General features: G+C 73.1%; 20 protein-coding genes, 1 tRNA gene and 1 riboswitch. Of the genes, 16 read left to right on the top strand and 5 right to left on the bottom strand.

The genetic code is table 11. The annotated features are described in order from the left end of the window. The first annotated feature begins 244 nt into the window (after positions 1-244). Positions 245-892: an isopentenyl-diphosphate Delta-isomerase gene (gene idi, locus ACZ4W5_RS01905; protein ID WP_402488455.1), complete on the top strand. Its 648-nt coding sequence runs from the start codon at positions 245-247 to the stop codon at positions 890-892. A 113-nt stretch (positions 893-1005) separates the two neighbouring features. On the opposite strand, the gene ACZ4W5_RS01900 is transcribed toward idi, so the two are convergent. Beyond that, a complete protein-coding gene (locus ACZ4W5_RS01900) occupies positions 1006-1515 on the bottom strand; it encodes an ATP-binding protein (RefSeq protein WP_402488452.1) in 510 nt (169 codons plus the stop codon). 430 nt (positions 1516-1945) lie between these two features. Between ACZ4W5_RS01900 and ACZ4W5_RS01895 the strand changes: the two genes are divergently transcribed. Continuing rightward, positions 1946-2030 (top strand) — tRNA-Leu (locus ACZ4W5_RS01895). Between the two features lie 296 nt (positions 2031-2326). Continuing rightward, on the top strand, positions 2327-4000 hold the full coding sequence (locus ACZ4W5_RS01890; RefSeq protein ID WP_465652099.1) for an APC family permease: 1674 nt from the start codon (positions 2327-2329) through the stop codon (positions 3998-4000). Positions 4001-4107: 107 nt separating this feature from the next. On the opposite strand, the gene ACZ4W5_RS01885 is transcribed toward ACZ4W5_RS01890, so the two are convergent. Beyond that, positions 4108-5091 (bottom strand): class I SAM-dependent methyltransferase, encoded by a 984-nt coding sequence (locus ACZ4W5_RS01885; protein WP_465652097.1) that lies wholly within the window; start codon positions 5089-5091, stop codon positions 4108-4110. Positions 5092-5505: 414 nt separating this feature from the next. Here ACZ4W5_RS01885 and ACZ4W5_RS01880 point away from each other — a divergent pair, with 414 nt between their 5' ends. Together ACZ4W5_RS01880 and ACZ4W5_RS01875 are read left to right on the top strand one after the other, a co-directional pair. Then, positions 5506-6036 carry a DUF6624 domain-containing protein gene (locus ACZ4W5_RS01880; RefSeq protein ID WP_465652095.1) on the top strand — a complete coding sequence of 177 codons (531 nt, stop codon included), beginning with the start codon at positions 5506-5508 and terminating at the stop codon, positions 6034-6036. 115 nt (positions 6037-6151) lie between these two features. Continuing rightward, positions 6152-7582: an aldehyde dehydrogenase family protein gene (locus ACZ4W5_RS01875; RefSeq protein WP_465652094.1), complete on the top strand. Its 1431-nt coding sequence runs from the start codon at positions 6152-6154 to the stop codon at positions 7580-7582. A 70-nt stretch (positions 7583-7652) separates the two neighbouring features. Here ACZ4W5_RS01875 and ACZ4W5_RS01870 read toward each other — a convergent pair whose 3' ends face one another. Then, complete coding sequence (locus ACZ4W5_RS01870) at positions 7653-9164, bottom strand: glycine hydroxymethyltransferase (RefSeq protein WP_465652092.1); 1512 nt, start codon at positions 9162-9164, stop codon at positions 7653-7655. A gap of 20 nt (positions 9165-9184) precedes the next feature. Next, positions 9185-9279, bottom strand: a riboswitch (ZMP/ZTP riboswitch). Positions 9280-9585: 306 nt separating this feature from the next. On the opposite strand from ACZ4W5_RS01870, the gene ACZ4W5_RS01865 reads away from it, so the two are divergent. The 5 genes from ACZ4W5_RS01865 (at position 9586) to ACZ4W5_RS01845 (ending at position 16143) form a co-directional block, all read left to right on the top strand. Further along, entirely contained in the window at positions 9586-10557 is a 972-nt protein-coding gene (locus tag ACZ4W5_RS01865; protein WP_465652090.1) for an ABC transporter permease, read from the top strand. A gap of 113 nt (positions 10558-10670) precedes the next feature. Continuing rightward, the gene (locus ACZ4W5_RS01860; protein ID WP_465652088.1) at positions 10671-12425 is read left to right on the top strand and encodes an ABC transporter substrate-binding protein; all 1755 of its coding nucleotides are present in this window, start codon (positions 10671-10673) and stop codon (positions 12423-12425) included. 141 nt (positions 12426-12566) lie between these two features. After that, positions 12567-13559 (top strand): ABC transporter permease, encoded by a 993-nt coding sequence (locus ACZ4W5_RS01855; protein ID WP_465652086.1) that lies wholly within the window; start codon positions 12567-12569, stop codon positions 13557-13559. Positions 13560-13606: 47 nt separating this feature from the next. Continuing rightward, the gene (locus ACZ4W5_RS01850) at positions 13607-15340 is read left to right on the top strand and encodes a dipeptide ABC transporter ATP-binding protein (protein WP_465652084.1); all 1734 of its coding nucleotides are present in this window, start codon (positions 13607-13609) and stop codon (positions 15338-15340) included. Positions 15341-15579: 239 nt separating this feature from the next. After that, the gene (locus ACZ4W5_RS01845) at positions 15580-16143 is read left to right on the top strand and encodes an EF-hand domain-containing protein (RefSeq protein WP_360238831.1); all 564 of its coding nucleotides are present in this window, start codon (positions 15580-15582) and stop codon (positions 16141-16143) included. Between the two features lie 193 nt (positions 16144-16336). Here the strand turns inward: ACZ4W5_RS01845 and ACZ4W5_RS01840 are convergent, their stop codons facing one another. Further along, positions 16337-17395 (bottom strand): EamA family transporter, encoded by a 1059-nt coding sequence (locus ACZ4W5_RS01840; protein WP_465652081.1) that lies wholly within the window; start codon positions 17393-17395, stop codon positions 16337-16339. A 135-nt stretch (positions 17396-17530) separates the two neighbouring features. On the opposite strand from ACZ4W5_RS01840, the gene ACZ4W5_RS01835 reads away from it, so the two are divergent. The 6 genes from ACZ4W5_RS01835 to ACZ4W5_RS01810 all read left to right on the top strand — a co-directional run bounded on the left by ACZ4W5_RS01835 (position 17531) and on the right by ACZ4W5_RS01810 (position 22108). Next, positions 17531-17974 carry a gamma-glutamylcyclotransferase family protein gene (locus ACZ4W5_RS01835; protein ID WP_465652079.1) on the top strand — a complete coding sequence of 148 codons (444 nt, stop codon included), beginning with the start codon at positions 17531-17533 and terminating at the stop codon, positions 17972-17974. A gap of 200 nt (positions 17975-18174) precedes the next feature. After that, positions 18175-19416, top strand: a complete 1242-nt coding sequence (cbiE, locus tag ACZ4W5_RS01830; RefSeq protein ID WP_465652077.1) for a precorrin-6y C5,15-methyltransferase (decarboxylating) subunit CbiE — start codon at positions 18175-18177, stop codon at positions 19414-19416. After that, positions 19413-20174, top strand: a complete 762-nt coding sequence (gene cobM, locus ACZ4W5_RS01825; protein WP_465652075.1) for a precorrin-4 C(11)-methyltransferase — start codon at positions 19413-19415, stop codon at positions 20172-20174. Before cbiE ends, cobM begins: the two co-directional genes overlap by 4 nt. Further along, on the top strand, positions 20171-20950 hold the full coding sequence (locus ACZ4W5_RS01820; protein ID WP_465652073.1) for a cobalt-precorrin-6A reductase: 780 nt from the start codon (positions 20171-20173) through the stop codon (positions 20948-20950). The genes cobM and ACZ4W5_RS01820 overlap by 4 nt, the downstream gene beginning before the upstream one ends. Positions 20951-21007: 57 nt before the next feature. Beyond that, positions 21008-21511 (top strand): DinB family protein, encoded by a 504-nt coding sequence (locus ACZ4W5_RS01815; protein ID WP_465652071.1) that lies wholly within the window; start codon positions 21008-21010, stop codon positions 21509-21511. 90 nt (positions 21512-21601) lie between these two features. Then, the gene (locus ACZ4W5_RS01810) at positions 21602-22108 is read left to right on the top strand and encodes a protein-tyrosine phosphatase family protein (protein WP_465652069.1); all 507 of its coding nucleotides are present in this window, start codon (positions 21602-21604) and stop codon (positions 22106-22108) included. A gap of 25 nt (positions 22109-22133) precedes the next feature. Here ACZ4W5_RS01810 and ACZ4W5_RS01805 read toward each other — a convergent pair whose 3' ends face one another. Beyond that, the gene (locus ACZ4W5_RS01805; protein WP_360238844.1) at positions 22134-23663 is read right to left on the bottom strand and encodes a UDP-N-acetylglucosamine 1-carboxyvinyltransferase; all 1530 of its coding nucleotides are present in this window, start codon (positions 23661-23663) and stop codon (positions 22134-22136) included. Between the last annotated feature and the right edge of the window lie 173 nt (positions 23664-23836).

The raw sequence follows: 23836 nt of genomic DNA, 5'->3' as shown, positions 1-23836 counted from the left end.
TCGGGACGAATGACCCTTCCGGGGGCTTCCCCGACCGTTTCCGGTACGGATCCGGACTCCCCCGCGTCATGATCCGCCCGGTTGTGCGTGGGACCCGTCCGGACCGCCACCCATACGGCAGACTGGAGCCCGACGCCGGCGCCGGTGCCCGCGCCGCGTCCCGAGCCCCCCGACGGGTGCCCACGGCGCGCTCGACGCGCTCGACGCTCCCGTTGCTCCCGCTCCCCCTCCCGAAAGAGGCCCCATGCCCCAGAGTCCGCCGACCGACCCGACCCACTTCGCCGCCGAGATCGACAGCGGCCTGGACGTGGAGACAGACGTGACGGTCGACCCCCGGGCCACCGCCCCCTCGAGCACCGAGATCCTGCTGGAACTGGTCGACGACGAGGGCGTCACCATCGGCACCGGTGAGAAGCTCTGGGCCCACCAGCAGCCGGGCCGGCTGCACCGGGCCTTCTCGGTCTTCCTGTTCGACCGCCAGGGGCGGCTGCTGCTCCAGCGCCGGGCGCTCACCAAGTACCACTCCCCCGGCGTCTGGTCGAACACCTGCTGCGGGCACCCGTACCCGGACGAGCCGCCCTTCGTGGCCGCCGCCCGGCGCACCGCCGAGGAGCTGGGCATCGCGCCGGCGCTGCTGTGCGAGGCCGGCACCGTCCGCTACGACCTGCCGGACGAGGCCACCGGGCTGATCGAGCGGGAGTGGAACCACCTGTTCGTCGGGCTGGTCACCGCGCCGGTCCAGCCGGACCCGGAGGAGGTCGAGGACTTCGCCTTCGTGACCGCGCAGGAGCTGCGCGAGCTGCGGGCGGAGCGGCCGTTCTCGGTCTGGTTCGAGACCGTCTTCGAGGCCGCGCTGCCGGGGATCCGGGAGATCGCCGGTCGGGACTGGTAGCGGAAGCGGGTCCGTGGAGGTGGCCGTCCCCGGCCGGGGGCGGCCGTCTTCGTGCGGGGCGCCGTCGTCGCCTGTGGCCGCTGCGGCGGTGAGCGCCGTCGAGGGGGCGCCCCTCAGGGCTCGGGCTCCGGGGGGACGGGTAGCGAGGCCCAGATGACCTTGCCGCCCTCCCCCGTGTGCTCCACGTCGCACACCCCGCCCGCCTGGAGGGTGACACTCTTCACCAGCAGCAGGCCGCGCCCGCCAGTGCGGCCGGTGTCGCTCTCCAGGGCCTTCGGCCGGTACGGGTCGCCGTCCTCGACCGAGACCCGCACCCAGCCCCGGCGCACCGACAGCTCGGTGGTCACCTCGGGCGAAAGCTCGGCCGCGTGCCTCACCGCGTTGCCGACCAGCTCGGAGACGATCAGCAGCACGTCGTCCACCAGCTCCTGGTAGCGCACCCCGGTCATGCCCTGGGCCAGCAGGCGGTCCCGCACCGCGTGGCGGGTGCGCGGCACGGAGGCCTCGACGGCGGGCACCCGGAAGCGCCACACGCCCTCGGCGGGACCGTCGGCGGTCGGTCGGCGGCCCGATCGGGCGCCGCGTCTCGGCTCGGCCTTCGCCGCCCCGCTGATCTGCTCCACGTCCAGCCGCCCTTCGTCCGCGACCCGGGAATCAGGCGATCCGCATCATGGCGCCCTCGGTCCACAGAGGCTAGGAGAGCGGTCGGTACGGCCGTGGCACCGTCGACAAGTTGCCCGTGTCGGATCGGTTCCGACCGGAACCGATCGCCGGCTGGGGCGTAACCGATCGTTTGCTTCACCCTCGCCACCGCTTCGCCCGGCGTTCGAGCGCCCTCGCGAGCCGTCCCAGCCAGTCCGGACGGACCGGGCGTCCCACGGCCCGGCCCCCTTGCGGCGGGGGCGCGGCGGGGGCGAGGCGGGTCGGCGGCCCTGGCGAGGTGGGGGGCGGGGCCGGGGCCGAGGAAACGCAGGTGAGAAGCACTCCGGAAGCCTGGTAATGTTCTCTCTGTCGCCGAGGGGGCGAGAGAAAAACCCCCGAAGCACACACCCTGTCCGGGTGGCGGAATGGCAGACGCGCTAGCTTGAGGTGCTAGTGCCCTTTATCGGGCGTGGGGGTTCAAGTCCCCCCTCGGACACAACCGAAATTCCCCGTGGAATCCGAAAGGATCCCGCGGGGAATTTCCTTTTTCCGGCCCGCGGCCGACTCCCCCTCGTGATCCACCGCCGATGGCGGTGTGGCGCCGGTCTCGTTGAGCGGTCCCGGCCGTCCGGAAACCGGACACGAGATGGCAACGATCGGGCGGTTTGAGCTTCCTCTGAGGTATTCGCCCCATTTGAAACCATAGGCTGCTGGGGTTTGTCCGGAATACCGACCCAAAACCGTAAAAGCGCCGACACCATCCGCTGAACCCCGAGCGAGAGGACCGATACGTTGAGTGAGCCCGATTCGCCGACGGCATCACACCAGAACTACCGCCGATCGCTCGGCACGATCAGCCTGACCGCGGTCGGGCTCGGCTCGATCATCGGCTCCGGCTGGCTGTTCGGCGCCGAGCGGGCCGCCAGGCTGGCCGGCCCCGCCTCGATCCTCGCCTGGGTGATCGGCGCCGCCGTGGCGCTCACCATCGCGCTCACCTACAGCGAGCTCGGGTCGATGTTCCCCAAGGCCGGCGGCATGGTCCGGTACGGCCAGTACTCGCACGGCTCGCTGGCCGGCTACCTGGCCGCCTGGGCCAACTGGATCGCCATCGTCTCGGTCATCCCGGGTGAGGCCACCGCGTCCGTCCAGTACATGAGCTCCTGGCACTTCGGCTGGGCCAAGGGCCTGTACGACGGCAAGGAACTCACCCTCAGCGGGGTGGCGCTGGCCAGCGTGCTGCTGGTCGTGTACTTCGTCCTCAACTGGTTCGCGATCACGCTGTTCGCCAAGACCAACACGGCGATCACCGTGTTCAAGGTCGTCGTGCCGACGCTGACCGCCGGCGCGCTGCTCCTCGCGCACTTCGACACCTCGCACTTCACCCAGGAGGGCGGCTTCGCCCCGAACGGCTGGAGCGCGGTGTTCACCGCCGTCGCCGTCTCCGGCATCGTCTGGGCCTTCAACGGCTTCCAGTCCCCGCTCAACCTGGCCGGCGAGGCCCGCAACCCCGGCAAGTCGCTGCCCAAGGCCGTCATCGGCTCGATCCTGATCGCCCTGGTGATCTACGTCGCGCTGCAGGTGGCGTTCATCGGCGCCATCCCGGCCGCGGACCTGTCGAACGGCTGGAGCAGCCTCTCCTACACCTCGCCGCTCGCGGACCTCGCGATCGCCTGGGGCATCAACTGGCTCGCACTGCTGCTGTACGCGGACGCCTTCGTCTCGCCGTCCGGCACCGGCATGATCTACGCCGCCACCACCTCGCGCATGATCCACGGCGTGCAGGAGAACGGCCACCTGCCGAAGCTCTTCGGCAAGGTCGACGCCAAGACCGGCATCCCGCGCCCGGCGCTGCTGCTGAACCTGGTGGTCGCCTTCCTGTTCCTCGCGGTCTTCCGCGGCTGGGGCTCGCTGGCCGAGATCGTCTCCGTCGCCACCGTGATCTCGTACATCACCGGCCCGGTCGCCGTGATGGCGCTGCGCCGGCTCGCGCCGGACCTCCAGCGCCCGGTGAAGCTCAAGGCCATGCCGGTGATCGCGCCGATCGCGATGGTCTTCGGCTCGCTGGTGCTCTACTGGGCCCGCTGGCCGCTCACCGGCAAGGTCATCCTGCTGATGGCCGCCGGTCTGCCGATCTGGGCCTGGTACGAGCTGCGCAAGCCCTTCGAGCAGTTGAAGCCGCACCTCAAGGCGGGCGCCTGGATGGTCGCCTACCTGTTCGTGATGGCCGGGGTCTCCTGGGCCGGCAGCTCCGACTTCGGCGGGCACGGCTACCTGCCGGAGGGCTGGGACCTGCTGATCGTGGCCGCGATCGGCCTGGCGTTCTACTACTGGGGCGTTGCGAGCGCCTGGGCCAACCCCTCGCTGGCCGAGGTGCGCCGCGAGCTGGCGGCCGAGGCTGAGGCGGAGGCTGAGGCGTCCGCCGGGGCTGCGGGCAACGCCGGGGACGCGGAGCCTTCGCGGGTCTGAGCGGGTACACAGCTGGGAAGGGCCGGTCGGGTTTCCGACCGGCCCTTCGGCGTCTCCGGGGTGGGGGTGCTGCGGCCAGTGGTGGCGGGGGGCCGGAGCGACTCCGGTCAGCGGCTCCGCGCACGGCTCCGGGCGCGGCGGATCGCCGAGGTGACCAGCGGGGGCAGCAGGTCCTTGGCGGCGCGCTTGGCGACGTTGACCGGGCGGCGCGCCTCGGCGGCGCGGGCGCGGCGGGCGGCGAGCTCCAGCGCGGCCTCGTCCCGGGCCGTCCGGTCCGCGTCCCCGGGCACCGGCGCCCCGATCCCCGGGGGCCGGTGCCGGGAGGGGCGGAACGGCTGGATGCCCTCCGAGCTGCCGGTCATCCGCAGCACCTGCCGGTGGTTGAGGGTCTCGGTGCTGAGCTCGCAGCCGACCGCGAGGCCGACCCGGTCGAGCAGGTCGCGCTGGAACGGCTCCGGGTCGCCCCAGGTGCCGTAGAACTTGCACTCGGTGAGCAGGATCGGCCGGAGTCCGTGGTTGAACACGGCCTCCCAGGTCGCCGCCGCGACGCCGGGGGTGTGCTGGGCCCGGTAGTCGTCCAGGGCCACGACGCCCTCGTCCCGCAGCGCGGTCCGGGCCACCTGGAGGTCGCCCACCACGTGCTCGTACAGGTGCGAGGCGTCGATGTGGACGAAGCGGTAGGCCCCCGCCGGGACCCGTCCGCCCGCGAGCGCCGAGGTCGGGGCCTGGACGATGTCCGGCAGCCGGTCGTGGAAGGACAGGTAGTTGGCCTCGAAGGCCGACCGGGTCAGCGTCTTCCGGTAGGAGTGTTCCATCTCGCCGGAGTTCTCCTCGTCCGGCGCGTCCGAGTCGAACAGGTCACAGACAGTGAACGTCTCGCCGGGTCGGAGGTGCTCCCCGATCACGATCGCGCTGCGGCCGAGGTAGGCGCCCATCTCCATGAGGTCGCCGGTGACGCCCAGCCGCGCCTGGCGCCCGAGGAACCACTCGAAGGAGTGCCGGTCGTGGTCCCAGAACCATCCCGGAACGTCGTCCAGCACGGCCGGTCCGCCGGGCTGCTGCGGTTCGCCCTTCAACGCGGTGTCGGTCACGGGATGCTCCTTAGCAGTACGGATGACCTGCGGGTCCTGAGCCGGCACCTCGGCGCGGTGACGGCCGGCCCGGCCCCGGGCCCGAACCGGACCACCGCTCGTGCGCGGGGCGCTCCCCATCGACAGTAGGCCCCCGCCGCGGAGTCCGCCGCAAACCGGAAGCGGGGGCTCCGTCCGGGTGCTCCGTCCGGGGCGTCCACCCGCTCACCCGTCCGCTCATCCGTCCCGCTCACCCATCTGCTCGGCCGTCCCGCGGCCGGAGCTGAACACGGCCCGGCGGGTGGCGTACGTCCATTCTGTCCCGAACGGCCACCCCGTGTCACCGGCCCTGCGGATGATCTTCGTCGCATCTGCCGCGCCTACCGTGGAGCGGGCGGCCCGGACGGCGGGCCCGGACGCGGGGAGCGGATCGGTATGACGACGGAACAGCAGGACCTGACTTGTACTCAGAACTCTTCCATCGCCGCCGAGTTGGTGGCGATGATGGCCGAGGACAACGCGGCCGCGCGGCTGGCGCACAGCCCCGACCTGGCCGAACAGGCCCTCTGGCGGCGGCTCACCGCCCGGCACGGGGACCGGCTCTCGGAGATCGTGGCGGAGCACGGCTGGCCCACCGAACGGGCCGTCGGCGCCGAGGCCGCCCGGGCCGCCTGGCTGCTCGCCCAGCACGCGGACCGCCAACTGGACGTCCAGCGGCGGGCGGTGGAGCTGATGGCCGAGGCGGTCGCGGAGGGCGCCGCAAGCGCCCGTGACCTGGCCTTCCTCCAGGACCGACTGGCCGTCAACGAGGGCCGGGAGCAGCGGTACGGGACCCAGATCGGTGCGGTGGTGGACGGCCGGCAGGTGCCCTGGCCGTGCGAGGACCCGGAGCGGCTGGACGAACGCCGGGCGCAGGTCGGGATCGAGGCGTTCGACGAGTACACCGCACGGTTCGCCCCCGAGTGACCGGCCGGTCAGCTCGGCGGGATTGGCTCTTGCGCGCGGCTGTCCGGCCGCCTTGACTGACCTTCCGACTCGCACAGTCGGCCGAAGAGCGGCTGACCAGCTGAAAGGATGATCCGTGCAGCAGGAGTACGCGGAGTACGGCGACCAGTACATCGACGGCGCCTGGCGGCCCTCCCGGGACTCCGGCACGATCCCCGTGCTCAACCCAGCCACCGAGCAGGTGCTCGCCACCGTGCCGGCCGGCGCTGCGGCCGACGTTGACGCCGCAGTTACCGCGGCCCGCCGGGCGGCCCGGGGCTGGGCCGCCACCACCCGCGAGGAGCGGCTGGCGCTGCTCACCCGGCTGCGGGACGGACTGGCCGACGCCCAGGCGGAGATCACCTCGACCGTGGTCGCCGAACTGGGCGCCCCGGTCGGCTTCGCGGGAGCCGTGCACGCCGGGCTGCCGCTGACCGTGGCGACCTCCTACCTGAGCCTGCTGGCCGGGTACTCCTTCGAGGAGCGGATCGGCAACTCGGTGGTGTTCGCCGAGCCGGCCGGGGTGGTCGCGGCGATCACGCCGTGGAACTACCCGCTGCACCAGATCGTCGCCAAGGTCGTCCCGGCGCTGGCGGCCGGCTGCCCGGTGGTCCTCAAGCCGGCCGAGGACACCCCGCTGGTGGCCCGGGTGTTCGCCCGGCTGGTGGACGAAGCCGGCTTCCCGGCCGGGGTGTTCAACCTGGTGACCGGCACCGGGGCGGTCGCGGGCGCGGCGCTCGCCGCCCATCCGGAGGTGGACGTGGTGTCCTTCACCGGCTCCACCGCCGTCGGCCGGCAGGTCGCCGAGGCGGCCGGGCGCGGGCTCAAGCGGGTCGCCCTGGAGCTGGGCGGCAAGTCCGCCAACGTGGTGCTGCCGGGCGCCGACCTGGCCCGGGCGGTGAACGTGAACGTCGCCAACGTCTTCGCCAACTCCGGCCAGACGTGCAGCGCCTGGACCCGGCTGCTGGTGCACGTGGACCAGTACGAGGAGGCGCTCGCGCTCGCCGCCAAGGCCGCCGAGAAGTACGTCCCGGGCGACCCGGCCGACCCGCGGACCCGGATCGGCCCGCTGGTCAACGCCCGGCAGCTGGAGCGGGTGCGCGGCTACCTGGAGGGCGCGCTCGCCCAGGGCGCCCGGCTGGTGGCCGGCGGCCCGGAGCCGCTGGCCGAACTCCCCACCGGCCACTACGTCCGGCCGACCGTCCTCGCCGACGTCACCCCGGAGATGACGGTGGCCCAGGAGGAGGTCTTCGGGCCCGTCCTGGCGGTCCTCCCCTACCGCGACGAGGACCACGCGGTCGAGATCGCCAACGGCACGGCCTACGGGCTGGCCGGCGGCGTCTGGGCGGCGAACACCGACACCGCCGCCGCCTTCGCCCGCCGCCTGGACACCGGACAGGTGGACCTCAACGGCGGCCGGTTCAACCCGCTGGCGCCGTTCGGCGGCTACAAGGACTCCGGGCTCGGCCGCGAGCTGGGTCGGCACGGGCTGGAGGAGTTCCTGCAGTACAAGTCGCTCCAGTACTAGGGGGTTTGACCGCCGGGCCGCCGAACTTCCCTTCGGCGGCCCGGAGTCACGACCGGCGCTGCCGGTCCGGTCAGACCAGGTCGACGCCCGGGTAGAGGGGGAACGGGGCCAGCAGGTCGGCGGCGCGCTTGGCGACACCGTCGCGGAGGGCCTCGTCGAGCGCGTAGTTCGCCTTGGACGGGGCGCCGTTGGCCGCGGTGGTGGGGGTGGTGCCGCGCAGGACGGTGTCGATCAGGGCCGCGATCTCGTCCATCTCGGCGGCGCCCAGGCCGCGGGTGGTCAGCGCCGGGGTGCCCAGCCGCACGCCCGAGGTGTACCAGGCGCCGTTCGGGTCCTGCGGGACGGAGTTGCGGTTGGTGACGATGCCCGAGTCCAGCAGCGCCGCCTCGGCCTGACGGCCCGTCAGGCCGTAGCCGGAGACGTCGGCGAGCACCAGGTGGTTGTCGGTGCCGCCGGTGACCAGCTTGCCGCCGCGGCGCAGCAGGCCCTCGGCGAGCGCCCGGGCGTTGTCGACCACGGCCTGGGCGTAGGACCGGAACTCGGGGCGGCGGGCCTCGGCGAGGGCGACGGCCTTGGCGGCCATCACGTGCGAGAGCGGGCCGCCGAGCACCAGCGGGCAGCCGCGGTCGACGTGTTCGGCCAGCTCGGCGGTGCTGAGCACCATGCCGCCGCGCGGGCCGCGCAGGGACTTGTGGGTGGTCGTGGTGACGATGTGGGCGTGCGGCACCGGGTCGTGGTCGCCGGTCAGCACCTTGCCCGCGACCAGGCCGGCGAAGTGCGCCATGTCGACCATGAGGGTCGCGCCGACCTCGTCCGCGATCTCGCGCATCCGGCGGAAGTCCACCAGGCGCGGGTAGGCGGAGTAGCCGGCCACCAGGATCAGCGGGCGGAACTCGCGGGCGGTCTCGCGCAGCGCGTCGTAGTCGATCAGGCCGGTGACCGGGTCGGTCCCGTAGCTGCGCTGCTCGAACATCTTGCCGGAGATGTTGGGCCGGAAGCCGTGGGTGAGGTGGCCGCCGGTGTCCAGCGACATGCCGAGCATCCGCTGGTTGCCGAGCTCCTGGCGCAGCTCGGCCCAGTCCTGCTCGGTGAGGTCGTTGACGTTGCGTACCTTGGCCCGCTCCAGGGCCGGGCTCTCGACCCGCTGGGAGAGCACCGCCCAGAAGGCGGTGAGGTTGGCGTCGATGCCCGAGTGCGGCTGGACGTAGGCGTGTTCGGCGCCGAACAGCTCGCGGGCGTGCTCGGCGGCGATCGCCTCGACGGTGTCGACGTTGCGGCAGCCGGCGTAGAAGCGGCGGCCGACGGTGCCCTCGGCGTACTTGTCGCTGAGCCAGTTGCCCATGGCGAGCAGGACGGCCGGGGAGGCGTAGTTCTCGCTGGCGATCAGCTTGAGCGAGGCGCGCTGGTCCTCCAGCTCCCGGCCGATGGCGGCGGCGATCCGGGGCTCCACGCCGGCCACCACGTCCAGGGCGCTGCGGAAGGAGGTGTCGGCGGCGGGGCTCGCGGTGGTGTGCGGCTGGGCGGGGGTCGGCTGGGGCTGCGACTGCGCGGGGGTCCGGTCGGACTCGGGGTGCTGGGCCATGGCGGTCTCCTGGTGGGGATGCGGGCGGCCCAGGCGCTCGGCAACGACGTGAGGATCCACGGGACCGCTTCCCGATGGTCGATTCCATCCCTACGCGCCAGTCGCGGTCCTCCGGGATCGTACCAATACCCCGGGGACTGTGGCGGAGGTCTCAGAATGCGGAACGGGCGGTCCGCTTCGATGCGGTATGTCCGTTCTCCCGCAACGGCCGTGTTGCGGGGAAATGAAGCCGCCACAATTCCCGAAACAGTCCGGAAGGAATTGCCGCGACGTGCCTTCCGGTGATTTGCGGAAGGCCGGACGCATCCGATCTGATGTCGCTCGAACGGCCGCCGGGAAACCCCCGGGAGCCGGTTCGGAAATGCCCACCAGCGCACCCTCACCCATGGGGCGGCGGAGAAATTCGGGGAGTACGCCTCTCATGGCAGCGGTCGAGAAAGTCGCAGTTACCGGCCCGACCCCCGGGCCCGCCGCACCGAGCCTGCTGCGCCGGGTGCTGCGCGACCGGGTCGGCGCCGCCGCCTGCGCCGTCGTCCTGTTGTTCCTGCTGCTCGCCCTGGCCGCGCCGCTGGTCGCCGCCCTGTACGGGAAGAACCCGGTCGAGCACTACGGCCAGAACACTCCGGGCCTGCTCAGCGACGGCGGCCTGCCCGTACTGCCGAACGGCGGGATATCCGGCGAGTTCTGGTTCGGCCTGGAGCCCGGCCTCGGCCGGGACGTGCTGACCCAGCTGCTGTACGGCATCCGCACCTCGCTGCTGATCGCCTTCGCCGCGGCCGCCGTGACCACCACGCTCGGCGTGCTGGCCGGGGTCGCGGTCGGCTACCTCGGCGGGATCGCGGACCGGCTGTTCGGGTTCCTCGCCAATGTGCTGCTGGCCTTTCCGACCCTGCTCCTGCTGCTCGCGCTCAGCCCGGTGATCCAGTCCCGACTGGTCGATCCGGGCGCCGCGGAACCGGAGTGGATGCAGTTCCTGGTGCTGATCCTGGTCTTCTCCGCGTTCGGCTGGATTCCGCTCGCACTTTCCCTCCGGGCCACCGTCCGCTCGCTCCGGGAAAGGGATTTCGTGCAGTCCGCCCGGGCGCAGGGTGCGAGCCGCTTCCACATCGTCGTCCACGAACTGCTGCCGAACGTCCGCTCCCAGCTGATCGTGCACGCCACCATGGCCGTACCGACCTTCGTCGCCTCCGAGGCCGCGCTGTCCTTCCTCGGCGTCGGCGTCACCGAGCCCGTCCCCGACTGGGGGCGGATGATCTCGCGCGGCTCGGAGGTCTTCCAGGCCGACCCGACGTACCTGGTCTTCCCGGGCGCGGCCCTGCTGGTGTTCGTGCTCGCCTTCAACCTGCTCGGCGACGCCGTCCGGGACGCCCTGGACCCGCGCCGCGCCCGCTGAGCCCCTCCGCTTCCCCCGCTCCTTCCGCTTCCCCCTTCCTTGCGTCCCCCTCCCCTGATCAACCATCCGAGCCCGCCCCGATCCGAACGAGTCGGGGCAAGGAGAGATTCGTCATGCGCTGGACCAAACCGTCGCTCGCCGTCATCGCCACCGCCCTGCTGGCGACCTCCTGCTCGGCCGGCGCGGGCAGCACCGGCTCCGCCGCAGGCGGGGCCCCGGCCAAGGAGACCTCGCCACTGACCGCCGCGCTCGGTACCGAGAAGGACAGCGCGGGCCCCGCCCCGGCCGTCCCCGGCGCCCGCCCGGGCGGCACGGTCAACGTGTACAACAGCGTCGAGTTCCGCCACCTGGACCCGCAGAAGGTCTACGCGGGCGCCGGGTACAACGCCTCGCTGCTCTGGGGCCGCCAGCTGACGCAGTACCAGGTCGTCGACGGCAAGGCCAAGCTGGTCGGCGACCTGGCCACCGACACCGGCACCCCGACCGACGGCGGGCGCACCTGGACGTACCGGCTCAAGGAGGGCGTGGCCTGGGAGGACGGCAAGCCGATCACCGCCCAGGACGTCAAGTACGGGATCGAGCGCACCTTCGGCAAGGGCTACGAGGTCGGCCCGCCGTACTGGCCGCAGTGGCTCACCGGCGAGGCCAGCTACGAAGCCGCGCGCGCCAAGTACGCCGGACCGCAGGCCGGCGACCTGGACGCGATCCAGACCCCGGACGAGCGCACCCTGGTCCTCCACTTCCCGCAGCCGCAGGCCGACGTGCCGTACATGGCCGCGCAGTCCTCCTCCTCGCCGGTGCGCCGGGACAAGGACACCGGGACGGACTACGACCGGCTGCCGTTCGCCACCGGCCCGTACCGGATCGTCGAGCACGTCCAGAACACCCGCATGGTGCTGGAGCGCAACCCGGCCTGGAAGGCGGACACCGACCCGATCCGCAACCAGTACCCGGACAGGTTCGTGTTCACGTACGGCAAGGAGGCGCTCAACGGCAACCAGCAGATCCTCTCCGGGCGGGACGGCGGCGCCAACGCCACCACCGCCTCCGACGAGCTCTCCCCCGAGCTGTACCAGACCACCGACACCGACCCCAAGGCCAAGGACCTGGTCGTCTCCGGCCGCCGGGGCGCCTTCGTCACCCAGCTGGTGATCAACAACGAGCGGGTGCCGGACATCGAGGTGCGCAGGGCGCTCAACCTCGCCTACCCGCGCCAGCAGGCCCGGCAGATACAGGGCGGCTCCCGGACCGGCGAGCTGGCCACCACGCTCAGCTCGCCCGCGCTGATCGACTGGCAGAAGTACGACCTCGACCCGGCCCGGCCCGCGGGCGACCCGGAGGCCGCCAAGGCCGCGCTCGCCAAGGCCGGGCAGGCACCGACGAGCCTGACCTACGCGTACAAGAACACCCCGGACGGGCAGCGCGTCGCCCAGGTGCTGGTGGACGGCTTCGGCAAGGCGGGCATCACCGTGGTGCCCAAGCCGATCGACCCCAAGGCCTTCCTGGACGAGGTGCACCGGGCGGACTCCCCGTACGACCTGTTCGAGGAGACCAGCTCCGTCGACTGGCCCACCCCGTCCACGCTGATCCCGTTCTCCTTCGACGGCCGGGCCGGCAGCGACATCAACTCCGCGCGCTACCGCAACCCTGCGGTCGACAAGGAGATCGACCGGATCAACCAGATCGGCGAGCCGCGCGCCAAGGCCAAGGAGCTGTACGCGCTGGAGCAGACCGTGATGAAGGACCTGCCGGTGCTGCCGCTCACCTACCCGACGGTCAACCAGCTGCGCGGCAGCAACGTCGGCGGGGCGGTCATCCACCCGATCTACGGGGCGGTCGGGCTGACTTGGCTGTACCTGAAGTCCTGAGGGGCTGAGGACTGAGGGCCTGAGGTCCGTTCCCGCTGCCCGCTGCCCGCTGCCCGCTGCCCGCTGCCCGCGGGAACGGACCTCCCCGCCCTGCACGTCCCGCTCCCGTCCTGCTCCCGTCCCGTCGACCCCGGATCGGCCATGCTCTCCTTCGCCCTGCGGCGGACCCTCCAGGCGCTCGGCGTCCTGCTCGCGGTCTCCGCCGCCGCCTTCGCCCTCTTCTACGCCGCGCCCGCCGACCCCGCCCGGGCCGCCTGCGGCCCGCGCTGCGACAGCGGACAGATCGCGGCGGTGCGCCAGAGCATGGGCCTGGACCAGCCGCTGCTCGCCCAGTACACCGACTACCTGGTCGGTGTGGTCGCCGGGCGGGACGTCAACGACGTGGACGGCTCGGTCATCCAGTGTGCGGCCCCCTGCCTCGGCTACTCCTACCGGCTGCACCAGCCCGTCTCCGAGGCGCTGGCCGAGCACCTGCCGGTCACCTTCTCGCTGACCGCCGGGGCGCTCGCCGTCCTGCTGGTCCTCGGCCTCGGCACCGGGTTCGTCTCCGCGCTGCGGCACGGCCGCCGCACCGACCGGCTGCTGTCCGGCTTCACCCTGGTCGGCGCGAGCGTGCAGATCTACTTCCTCGGCTACCTCGCGCAGTGGGCGCTGGTGTACTCGACGGGCCTGCTGCCGCTGCCCTCCTACACCCCGCCGGGCGAGGACCCGGCGGCCTGGGCGGGCGGGATGCTGCTCCCCTGGCTCGTCCTCGGCTTCGTCAACTCGGCCGTGTTCGCCCGGCTCTCGCGCTCCCAGCTGCTGGAGACCATGAACGAGGAGTACGTCCGCACCGCCCGCGGCAAGGGGCTGGGGCGGCTGCGCGCCCACCTCAAGTACACCTCGCGCGGGGCCGCCGGGCCGCTGGTGCAGTTGCTCGGACTGGAGGCCGGGGTGCTGCTCGGCGGGGCGGTGATCACCGAGACGGTGTTCGGGCTGAACGGGGTCGGCCGGTTCGCCGCCCAGGCGGTGTCCGGGCAGGACCTGCCGGCCGTGGTCGGCGCGGTGCTGCTGGCCGCCTGCTTCGTGGTGCTGTTCGTCGCGCTGGCGGACCTGGCGGTGGCCTGGCTCGACCCGCGCATCCGGCTGGGCTGAGAGGAACCGCAACGATGAAGTCTCCCGAATCCCAAGGTGGTCATGCGGTGAACGCCGAACCGGTGCTCAGTGTGCGGGACTTGACGGTCGAGTTCGCCGATCCGCGCGGCGGCGCCCCGGTGACCGCCGTCCGGGGCCTGTCCTTCGACCTCGCGGCGGGTGAAGTCCTCGGCCTGGTCGGCGAGTCGGGCTCCGGGAAGTCCACCGTCGGACTGGCCCTGCTCGGCCTGCACGACCCGCGGACCACCACCGTCACCGGCTCGATCCGGCTGGACGGAACGGAGTTGGTGGGCGCCGGGGAGTCCGTACTGCGCGGCGTCCGGGGCGGCCGGGCCGCACTGGTCTTCCAGGACGCGCTCACCTCGCTCAGCCCCTTCCACGGCGTCGGCGCCCAACTCGCCGAGAGGTACCGGCTGCACCACCCGGAGGCCGGGCGGACCGAGGCCCGCCGACAGGCCGCCGCGATGCTCGAGCGGGTCGGCATCCCCGCCGCCCGGCTGCGCGACTATCCGCACCAGTTCTCCGGCGGGATGCGGCAGCGGGTGATGATCGCGATGGCGCTGATGAACGACCCCAAGCTGCTGGTCGCGGACGAGCCCACCACCGCACTGGACGCCCGGGTCCAGCGCCAGGTCCTCGACCTGCTGGGCGAATTGCAGCGCGAGCACGGCACGGCGGTGCTGCTGGTCAGCCACGACCTCGGCGTGGTCGCCGGGACGACGGACCGCACCCTGGTGCTGCGCGACGGCGCCGAGGTCGAGTCCGCGCCGACCGACGAGCTGCTCGCCGCGCCGCGCCGCCCGTACACCCGCGCCCTGGTGGGTGCGGCGTTGCGGCTGGACTCGGTACCGGGCAGCGCGCTTCCGACGGTCGACGATCCGTCGCCCACACGGAAGTTCGCGCCCAGGCCGACGGCGGCCGGGCGCCCTGGGCATCCTGAGCGCCTCGGGCGCACCGGGCGCACCGGGCGCACCGGGCGCACCGGGCGCACCGAGCGCCCTGGGCGGTGGTTGGTGGAGGTGGAGGAGCTCTCCGTGCACTTCCCCGGGCGGCGGCGCCTGCCCTCGCTCCGGGCCGAGCCGGTCCGGGCGGTGGAGGGGGTGAGCCTGCGGATCGCACCGGGCGAGACGCTCGGGCTGGTCGGCGAGTCCGGCTCCGGCAAGTCCACCACCTCCCGGGTGCTGGCCGGGCTGCAACGCCCCACCGGCGGACGGGTCCGCTACGACGGCCAGGACGTCACCCGACCGGACCGGGAGCTGCGCCGCCGGCTCAGCCGGGAGATCCAGCTGGTCTTCCAGGACCCGTACGCCTCGCTCAACCCGCGCCGCACCGTCGCCCAGACCCTCGACACCCCGCTGCGGCTGCACACCCCGCTGGACCCGGCGCAGCGGCGCGAGCGCGCGGCCGAGCTGCTGGAGCAGGTCGGGCTGCCCGCCGGGCACCTGGACCGCTACCCGCACGAGTTCTCCGGCGGGCAGCGGCAGCGGATCGGCATCGCCCGGGCCCTGGCGCCCGAACCGCGGCTGATCATCGCGGACGAGCCGGTCTCGGCGCTCGACGTGTCGGTGCAGGCGCAGGTGCTCAACCTGCTGATGGAGCTGCGGGAGCGGCTCGGCGTCGCCTTCCTGTTCGTCTCGCACGACCTCGCGGTGGTGCGGCACTTCTGCGACCGGGTGGCGGTGATGCACCGGGGGCGGCTGGTGGAGTCGACCGACCGGGAGCGGCTGTTCGAGGCGCCGCACACCGAGTACACCCGGGAGTTGCTGGCGGCGGCGCACTGAGCGGCGCGGCGGGTGCGGGGGTGGCGGGGCAGGGGTGGCGGCGCGGCGGCCGGAGTCGTACGTCTGGGCCGACCACCAGGGGGCTGAGCGCCGGAGGGCTGAGCAGCCGCCCGGGCGCCGTCGTTCGAGTTTCGTTCTGCTGCGCGAGCGCGGCTCCAGGCGTTAGCGTGCTGGCGACGTGACGTCGCTCAACGCGCCGCGGACGTGGAGCCGCAGCGCCGGCCACCGAAGGGGGCACATTGTCGGACGACCTGCTCATCGCGAAGATCAATCACGGTTTCGACCACCTCGACGCCGACGGGGACGGTCTGCTCACCGAGCGGGACCACGTGCTGATGGGCCACTCGGTGGCCCGCTCGCTCGGCCACCAGGAGGGTTCGGAGGCGGAGGCCGTGATCGTCCGCGCCTACCTGACGGTCTGGCACGACCTGCACCTCGTCGGAAAGCCCGCCGGCACGGAGGCCATCACCCGCGAGCAGTTCGTCGCCTCGACCGGCGCACTCGCCGACGACCCGCAGGCCGCCCGGGAGATCCTCGGCGCCCTGGCCGAGGCCTTCCTCACCGTCGCCGACGCCGACCGCAGCGGCACCGTGGACGCCGGCGAGTTCTTCGTGTTCCAGCGCGGCCACTTCGCCGGGCTCTGCCGTGACGACGCGGACGAGGCCTTCCGCCACCTCGACCTCGACGGGGACGGGACGCTGTCGGCCGCCGAGTTCACCAGCGCGATCGTCGAGTACTGGACCAGCCGCGACCCGGAGGCACCGGGCAACTGGTGGACGGGGAAGCCGCCCGCCGCGCTCTGACCGCGCGGGCGCGGCACCGGCCTGTACGGGATGCGGGCGCGGGCACCGGCCTGTACGGGATGCGGGCGCGGGCACCGGCCTGTACGGGATGCGGGCGCGGGCACCGGCCTGTACGGGATGCGGGCGCGGGCGCGGATACGGGCGGATCGTCCGGGTCAGCCGGTCGGGACGATCTGCCCGGCCACGGTGCCGATCAGCGCCGACCGGCCTTCGACGGACCCCGGCTGACGCTCACCACCAGACAGACCCCGGCCACCACGATCGCCCCGCCCACCAGGGTCGGCGCGGTCAGCGGCTCGGCCAGAATCAGCCAGCCCAGCAGCACCGCGACCACCGGGTTCACGTACGCGTAGGTGCCCACCAGGGTCAGCGGGGCCGAGCGCAGCAGCCAGGCGTACGCGGTGAAGGCGAGCAGCGAGCCGAACAGCACCAGGTAGGCGAGGGCCAGCCAGGACCGGCCGGAGACGGCCCCCGGGTCGAACCCGTGCTGCTCGCCGCGGGCCAGCCCGACCAGCAGGTCGCAGAGGCCGCCGGCCAGCATCTGGTAGGCGCTCGCCGCGAGCACGTTGCCCGGCATCGAGATCTTCTTGCTCGCGAAGGAGCCGGCTGCCCAGCACAGCGTGGCGCTGATGATCAGTACCACACCCAGCGGTTCGATCGAGCCGCCGATCGCGGGGGCGGACAGCACGCCGAGGCCCACCAGGCCGAGCAGCACGCCGGCCAGCTCGGCGCGCTTCGGGCGCTCCCCGCCGCCGAAGGCCGTCAGCACGACCATCCAGAGCGGCACCGCGGCCACCAGCAGGGCGGTCAGTCCGGAGGGGACGGAGGTCTCGCCGAGCACCACCAGGCCGTTGCCGCCGGTCAGCAGCAGCAGGCCGACCAGGGCCGCGGAGGCCAGCTGGCGACGGCTCACCCGCAGGCCGGCCGGGCCCTGGCGGATCAGCAGGAAGCCGACCAGCAGCAGTCCGGCGGTGAGGAAGCGGGCAGCGGCCGAGAAGAAGGAGGGCATCGTCTCGACCACGATCCGGATCCCGAGGTAGGTCGAGCCCCAGACCACGTAGACCACGGCGAGGGCCGCCCAGACCGCGCCGGAGAGCCGGGCGGCGGGCGCGGGGGCGGGGGCTGCGGCGGTGGCGGCGGCAGGCACAGCGGCAGGCGCGGTGACGGGGGCGGCGGCGGGCACGGCGGCGGTGGGACCGGGCGGGGTGCTGCCGGGGGTCGCTGCCGGTGACGGGGAGGCGGGCGATGTCATGTGTGTCCCCCTAGGACGGTGCTGGCCGAATATCCGATATGACAGCGCATCGGCGGCCCGGAGCGCCAGTGGGTTCCACGGATCGGTCGGCTGCACGTACCGTGGGCGCTCCCCCCAGCGAGGAGGTCGAACCCCGTGTCCGCGCCCGAGCAGGCCCCACCGGCGGAAGCGGCCCTGCCGTTCTTCGTGTACGGCACCCTGCGCAGCGGCGGCCGCAACCACGCCGTCCACCTGGCCGGACGCTGCGCCGCGATCCGCCCGGCGGTACTGGAGGGCGCCGCCCTGCACGAGGGCCCGGGGTTCCCGTACGCGGTGCCGGACCCGGCGCCCGGGCGCCGGGTCGTCGGCGAACTGGTCACCGTACGCCCTGGCGCTTACCCCGGGGCGCTCGCGGCCCTGGACCGACTGGAGGAGTGCCGGGCGGACGGTACGGGGCTGTACGTACGGCGCCGGCTGGTGGTCCGGACGGCGGCGGGCGAACCGTGCGAGGCCTGGGTGTACCTCGCCGGACCGGCGGCCGAGGCACGGTTGCGGGCCCGGCCCGCCCTGATCCCCTCGGGGGACTGGGCCGACCGGTGAGAGCCGGCAGGTGACAGGTAACAGGTGACAGCGTTCAACTTTCAGATTTCAGATTTCAGATGTTGAAATCTGAAATCTGAAATCTGAAATCTGAAAGTTGAACGCTGAAAGTTGAAACCTGTCAGCCCACCGGGCTGCCGCCCGCAGAGCGCCAGGTAGGCTGCCCCGGCCAGCAGGAACGAACCACGAGGAGCCACCCGGTGCCCGAGCTGCCCCCTCCGATCACCGTCGTCGGGATCGGGGCCGACGGCTGGCCCGGCCTCGCCGCCGGATCCCGGGCCGCCCTGCAGTCCGCCGAGGTGGTCATCGGCGGCACCCGGCAGCTGGAACTGCTCCCCCGCGACGCCGTCCCCGCCGAGCGCCTCGCCTGGCCGTCCCCGCTGCGCCCGGCCGTCCCGGGGCTGCTCGCCGAGCACGCCGGGCGCCGCATCGCCGTACTGGCCAGCGGCGACCCGATGTTTTTCGGGATCGGCCGCACCCTCGCCGAGACCGTCGGAGCCGAGCGGCTGCGCGTCCTGCCGCACCCCTCCTCCGTCTCCTACGCCTGCGCCCGGCTCGGCTGGCCGCTGGAGGCGACCGAGGTGGTCAGCCTGGTCGGCCGGCCGTCGGCCACCCTCGCCCTCGCCCTCCACCCCGGCCGCCGGCTGCTGGTGCTCAGCGCCGACGCCGGCACCCCCGCCTCCGTCGCCGCCCTGCTCACCGAGCACGGCTTCGGCACCGCCCGGCTGCGCGTGCTGGAGCAACTCGGCGACGACGCCCGCGAGCGGGAGCTCGACGGTCGCGCCGACGACTGGCCGCACCCGCCCGGCGACCCGCTGAACCTGATCGCCGTCGAACTCGGCGAGGGCCCGCGCAGGTCGCTCGTCCCCGGTCTGCCCGACGAGGCGTACGAGAGCGACGGCCAGCTCACCAAGCGGCACGTCCGCGCCGCCACCCTGGCCACCCTCGCCCCCTCCCCCGGCGAACTGCTCTGGGACGTCGGCGGCGGCTCCGGCTCGATCGCCGTCGAGTGGCTGCGCGCCCACCGGGACTGCCAGGCCGTCAGCATCGAGCGCGACCCCGTCCGGGCCGAACGGATCGCCCGCAACGCCGCCGCGCTGGGCGTGCCCCGGCTCCGGGTGGTGACCGGCCGCGCCCCCGATGCACTCGTCGAACTCCCCGCCCCCGACGCCGTGTTCATCGGCGGCGGCCTCACCGCCCCCGGTCTGCTGGACAGTTGCTGGGCCGCACTGCGCCCCGGCGGACGGCTGGTCGCCAACACCGTGACGCTGGAGTCCGAGGCACTGCTCACCGAGTGGTACCGGCGCCACGGCGGAGAGTTGGTCAAACTGGCCGTCGCCCACGCCGTCCCGGTCGGCGGTTTCACCGGGTGGCGGCAGGCCATGCCGGTCACCCAGTGGTCCGCCGTCAAGCCCAACACCCCCCAGGAGGACGCCTCGTGACCGTCTACTTCATCGGAGCCGGCCCGGGCGCCGCCGACCTGGTCACCCTGCGCGGCCAGCGCCTCCTGGCCCGCGCCGAGGTCTGCCTCTACGCCGGCAGCCTCGTCCCGCGCGAGCTGCTGGACGAGTGCCCGCCCGGCGCCCGGCTGGTCGACACCGCCCAGCTCAACCTGGACCAGATCGTCGCCGAGCTGGTCGCCGCGCACGAGGCCGGCCGGGACGTGGCCCGGCTGCACTCCGGAGACCCCTCCGTCTTCTCCGCCGTCGCCGAGCAGATGCGCCGGCTGGACGCGGCCGGGGTGCCCTACGAGGTGGTCCCCGGCGTTCCCGCCTTCGCCGCCGCCGCGGCCGCGTTGAAGCGGGAGTTGACGGTGCCGACCGTCGGCCAGACCGTCATCCTCACCCGGATCGCCAAGCGCGCCACCCCGATGCCGGAGGGTGAGGACCTCGCCACCCTCGGCCGCAGCGGCGCCCTGCTGGTGCTGCACCTGGCCGCCGGCTACGTGGACGACGTGGTCGAGCAGTTGCTCCCGCACTACGGCGCCGACTGCCCGGCCGCCGTGGTCGCGATGGCCAGCCGCCCCGACGAGCTGGTGCTGCGCGGCACGCTGGCCGACATCGCCGGGCAGGTCAAGGCGGCGGGCGTGGTGCGCACCGCCGTCATCCTGGTCGGCCGCACCCTCGCCGCCGAGCAGTTCCGCGACAGCCACCTCTACTCGGCGGACCGCGAGCGGCCGCACGAGCCCTGCGGCGCATGAGTCGACCGGACCGGGCGTCCGCGCCCCTCCACCGACCGACCCACGTACTGGTCCTCGGCGGGACGACGGAGGGGCGGGCGCTGGCCGCCGCACTGGACGGCCGGCCGGGCCTGCGGGTCACCAGTTCGCTGGCCGGGCGGGTCGCCCGACCCCGGCTGCCCGTCGGCGAGGTGCGGATCGGCGGCTTCGGCGGACCGGACGGGCTGGCCGACTGGCTGCGGACCGAGGCGGTGGACGCCGTGGTCGACGCCACCCACCCGTTCGCCGCCGGGATGTCGCACAACGCCGCGCTCGCGGCCGCCGCCACCGGCGTCCCGCTGCTGGTGCTGCGCCGCCCCGGTTTCGCGCCCGTCGCCGGGGACCGCTGGCACCTCGTCCCCTCCCTCACGGCCGCCGCCGCGCTGCTGCCCGGCCTCGGCCGCCGGGTCTTCCTCAGCTCCGGCCGCCAGGGCATCGCCGCCTTCGCCCACCTGGACGGGCTGCACTTCCTGGCCCGCTCGGTGGACCCGCCGGAGCCGCCGCTGCCGCCCTCGCTCGAAGTCCTGCTGGACCGCGGCCCGTTCACCCTCGACGGCGAGCGGGCGCTGCTGCGCGAGCACCGGATCGACGTGGTGGTCACCAAGGACAGCGGCGGCGCCGCGACCGCGCCCAAGCTGACCGCCGCCCGTGAACTCGGGCTGCCCGTGGTCGTGGTGGAACGCCCGCCGGTTCCGGCGGGCCTGCCGGTGGCACCGGACGTGGCGGGCGCGGTGCGCTGGCTGGAGCGGTCGGCCTGACACGTCCACCCAGTGGAATGGTCAGCGGCGCCGCCGACCGCCCGGCACGATGGCGCGATGGCCGATGATCAGCGCACCACCACCCTGCGGACCGCCGACGAGCGGGCCACCCTGGCGAGCTTCCTCGACCACCAGCGCGACACCCTGGCGATGAAGTGCGCCGGGCTGAGCCCCGAACAACTCCGCACCCGGGTACTGGAACCCTCCGGGCTCTCCCTCCTCGGCCTGGTCCGCCACCTCGCCGAGGTGGAGCGCAGTTGGTTCCGCAACGTCCTCGCCGACGAGGCCGTTCCGGGCTTCTGGAAGAACCCCGACGGCAGCTTCGCCGAGTGGGAAACCGAGACCGCCGACCCGGAGGAGGCCTTCGCGATCTGGCGCCGCGAGTGCGCGCACGCGCGGGAACTCGTCGCCGCCGCGGAGTCGTTGGACGTCCAGGGCCGCTACGGCGAGGAGGTGTTCTCGCTGCGCTGGATCCTCACCCACATGATCGAGGAGTACGCCCGCCACAACGGCCACGCCGACCTCCTGCGCGAGCACCTCGACGGCAGCACGGGCGAGTAGCCGCACGGGCGAGGAGGCACGCGGGCGAGGAGGCACGCGGGCGAGGAGACGTAATGGGGCCGACGCGTCGCCGGGCCGGAAGGAGCAGGAATGCGGACCCGCCAGAAGGACCGCGACGTCCACGGGCCGCAGGAGCCCTGGAACGAGATCGTCCCCGGGCTCTGGATGGGCGGACACTACTGCACCCCGCCCGGCGGTGAGCTCCAACCCGTCGTCGCCGGACGGCAGTTCGACCTGGTCGTCAGCCTCTTCACGCTCCCCGGCCACGGCCCGGCCCCGGGGGTCGAGCACGTCGTCCGGGAGGTGCCCGACCGGCCGCTCTCCCCCGGTCAGCTGCTCGCCGTCCAGGAGGCCGCGGAACTCACCGCCGCCGCCGTACGCGGGGGCCGCCGGACGCTGGTGCGCTGCCACTCGGGCTACAACCGCTCGGGCCTGGTGGTCGCCCAGGCGATGGTCGGCCTCGGGCACGAGCCGGACGGTGCGGTCCGGCTGATCCGGGAGCGGCGCTCGCCCTGGGCGCTGAACAACCAGGTGTTCGTGGAGTACCTGAACACCGGGTTGGACGTGGCAATCCTGCTGGCCGGCCTCAGCAGCTGAGGCTGGCCAGGGAGATGACGGTCCGTCAGATGTCGCGGAAGGTCTCGATCTGGGCGCCGATGGAGTTGAGGCGCTCGGCGAGGTCCTCGTAACCGCGGTTGATGACGTAGACGTTGCGCAGCACCGAGGTGCCCTGCGCGGCGAGCATCGCGAGCAGGATGACCACGGCCGGGCGCAGTGCGGGCGGGCACATCATCTCGGCGGCGCGCCAGCGGGTCGGGCCCTGGACCAGGACGCGGTGCGGGTCGAGCAGCTTGACGTCCGCGCCGAGCCGGGTCAGCTCGGTGAGGTAGATCGCGCGGTTGTCGTAGACCCAGTCGTGGATCATCGTGGTGCCGTGCGCGGCCGCGGCGATGGCGGCGAAGAACGGCACGTTGTCGATGTTGATGCCGGGGAACGGCATCGGGTGGATGGTGTCGATCGGCGCGGTCAGCTTGGAGGGGCGCACGGTGAGGTCGACGAGCCGGGTGTGGCCGTTGTGGGCCCGGTACTCCGGGGTCCGGTCGTAGTCGAGGCCCATGCCCTCCAGCACCGCGAGCTCGATCTCCAGGAACTCGATCGGCACCCGGCGGATCGTCAGCTCGGAGGAGGTGACGACGGCGGCGGCGAGCAGGCTCATCGCCTCCACCGGGTCCTCGGCCGGGGTGTAGTCGACGTCACAGCTGATCTCGGGGACGCCGTGGACGGTGAGGGTGGTGGTACCGATGCCCTCGATCTTCACGCCCAGCTTCTCCAGGAAGAAGCAGAGGTCCTGGACCATGTAGTTGGGCGAGGCGTTGCGGATGACGCTCACGCCGTCGTGCCGCGCGGCGGCCAGCAGGGCGTTCTCGGTGACGGTGTCCCCGCGCTCGGTCAGCACGATCGGGCGGTCCAGCGGGGTACCCGGCTCGACCGAGGCGTGGTAGGCGCCACCGGTGGTGGCGACCTCCAGGCCGAAGCGCCGCAGCGCCGTCAGGTGCGGCTGGACGGTGCGGGTGCCGAGGTCGCAGCCGCCCGCGTACGGGATGGCGAAGCGCTGGGCGCGGTGCATCAGCGGGCCGAGGAACATCAGCACGCTGCGGGTGCGGCGGGCCGCCTCGACGTCCATCGCGGCGAGGTCGAGCTCGGCCGGCGGGGTGAGTTCGAGGTCGCGGCCGTCGTTCAGCCAGCGGCTCTTGACGCCGATGCTGGTGAGCACCTCGAGGATGCGGTAGACCTCCTCGATCCGGGCGACGCTGCGGATCGTGGTGCGGCCGGTGGTCAGCAGCGAGGCGCAGAGGATCGCGACGCAGGCGTTCTTGCTGCTACGGACCTCGATCGCGCCGGAGAGGCGGGTGCCGCCGGTGACCCGCAGGTGCATCGGGCCGGAGTAGCCGAGGGAGACGATCTCGCTGTTGAGGGCATCGCCGATGCGCGCGATCATCTCAAGGCTGACGTTCTGCTTGCCCTGTTCGATGCGGTTGACCGCGCTCTGGCTGGTGCCGAGTGCCTCGCCGAGCTGCGCCTGGGACCAGCCGCGATGCTGGCGCGCGGTACGGATGAGGGTGCCGATACGGGTGAGGTAGTCGCCTGTCACTCGGCAGACCATATCTCATGGTTGAGATGGCACCAGAATCAAGAGTGGGCGCGGCGCCACTTTTGTCCGTTTCTCACCCCGTATGACTCCTGGATCTTCACATCACCACACGATAGTTCTGAGCTTCCGCTGTACGGGTGAGGCGGCCAACTGGGCGCCGTTCAGGGGCCAAC

Source organism: Kitasatospora sp. NPDC029367 (genome assembly GCF_055569135.1).
Note: the sequence above shows the minus strand (reverse complement) of the source record. Positions and strands in the feature narration are given on the sequence as shown.

What these genes read in the sequence shown, in the direction of transcription:
- idi (WP_402488455.1), top strand. Translation starts at nt 245, where the DNA reads ATGCCCCAGAGTCCGCCGACCGACCCGACCCACTTCGCCGCCGAGATC.
- ACZ4W5_RS01880 (WP_465652095.1), top strand. Translation starts at nt 5,506, where the DNA reads ATGACGACGGAACAGCAGGACCTGACTTGTACTCAGAACTCTTCCATC.
- ACZ4W5_RS01870 (WP_465652092.1), bottom strand. Translation starts at nt 9,164, where the DNA reads ATGGCCCAGCACCCCGAGTCCGACCGGACCCCCGCGCAGTCGCAGCCC.
- ACZ4W5_RS01865 (WP_465652090.1), top strand. Translation starts at nt 9,586, where the DNA reads ATGGCAGCGGTCGAGAAAGTCGCAGTTACCGGCCCGACCCCCGGGCCC.
- ACZ4W5_RS01860 (WP_465652088.1), top strand. Translation starts at nt 10,671, where the DNA reads ATGCGCTGGACCAAACCGTCGCTCGCCGTCATCGCCACCGCCCTGCTG.
- ACZ4W5_RS01855 (WP_465652086.1), top strand. Translation starts at nt 12,567, where the DNA reads ATGCTCTCCTTCGCCCTGCGGCGGACCCTCCAGGCGCTCGGCGTCCTG.
- ACZ4W5_RS01840 (WP_465652081.1), bottom strand. Translation starts at nt 17,395, where the DNA reads ATGACATCGCCCGCCTCCCCGTCACCGGCAGCGACCCCCGGCAGCACC.
- ACZ4W5_RS01820 (WP_465652073.1), top strand. Translation starts at nt 20,171, where the DNA reads ATGAGTCGACCGGACCGGGCGTCCGCGCCCCTCCACCGACCGACCCAC.
- ACZ4W5_RS01815 (WP_465652071.1), top strand. Translation starts at nt 21,008, where the DNA reads ATGGCCGATGATCAGCGCACCACCACCCTGCGGACCGCCGACGAGCGG.
- ACZ4W5_RS01810 (WP_465652069.1), top strand. Translation starts at nt 21,602, where the DNA reads ATGCGGACCCGCCAGAAGGACCGCGACGTCCACGGGCCGCAGGAGCCC.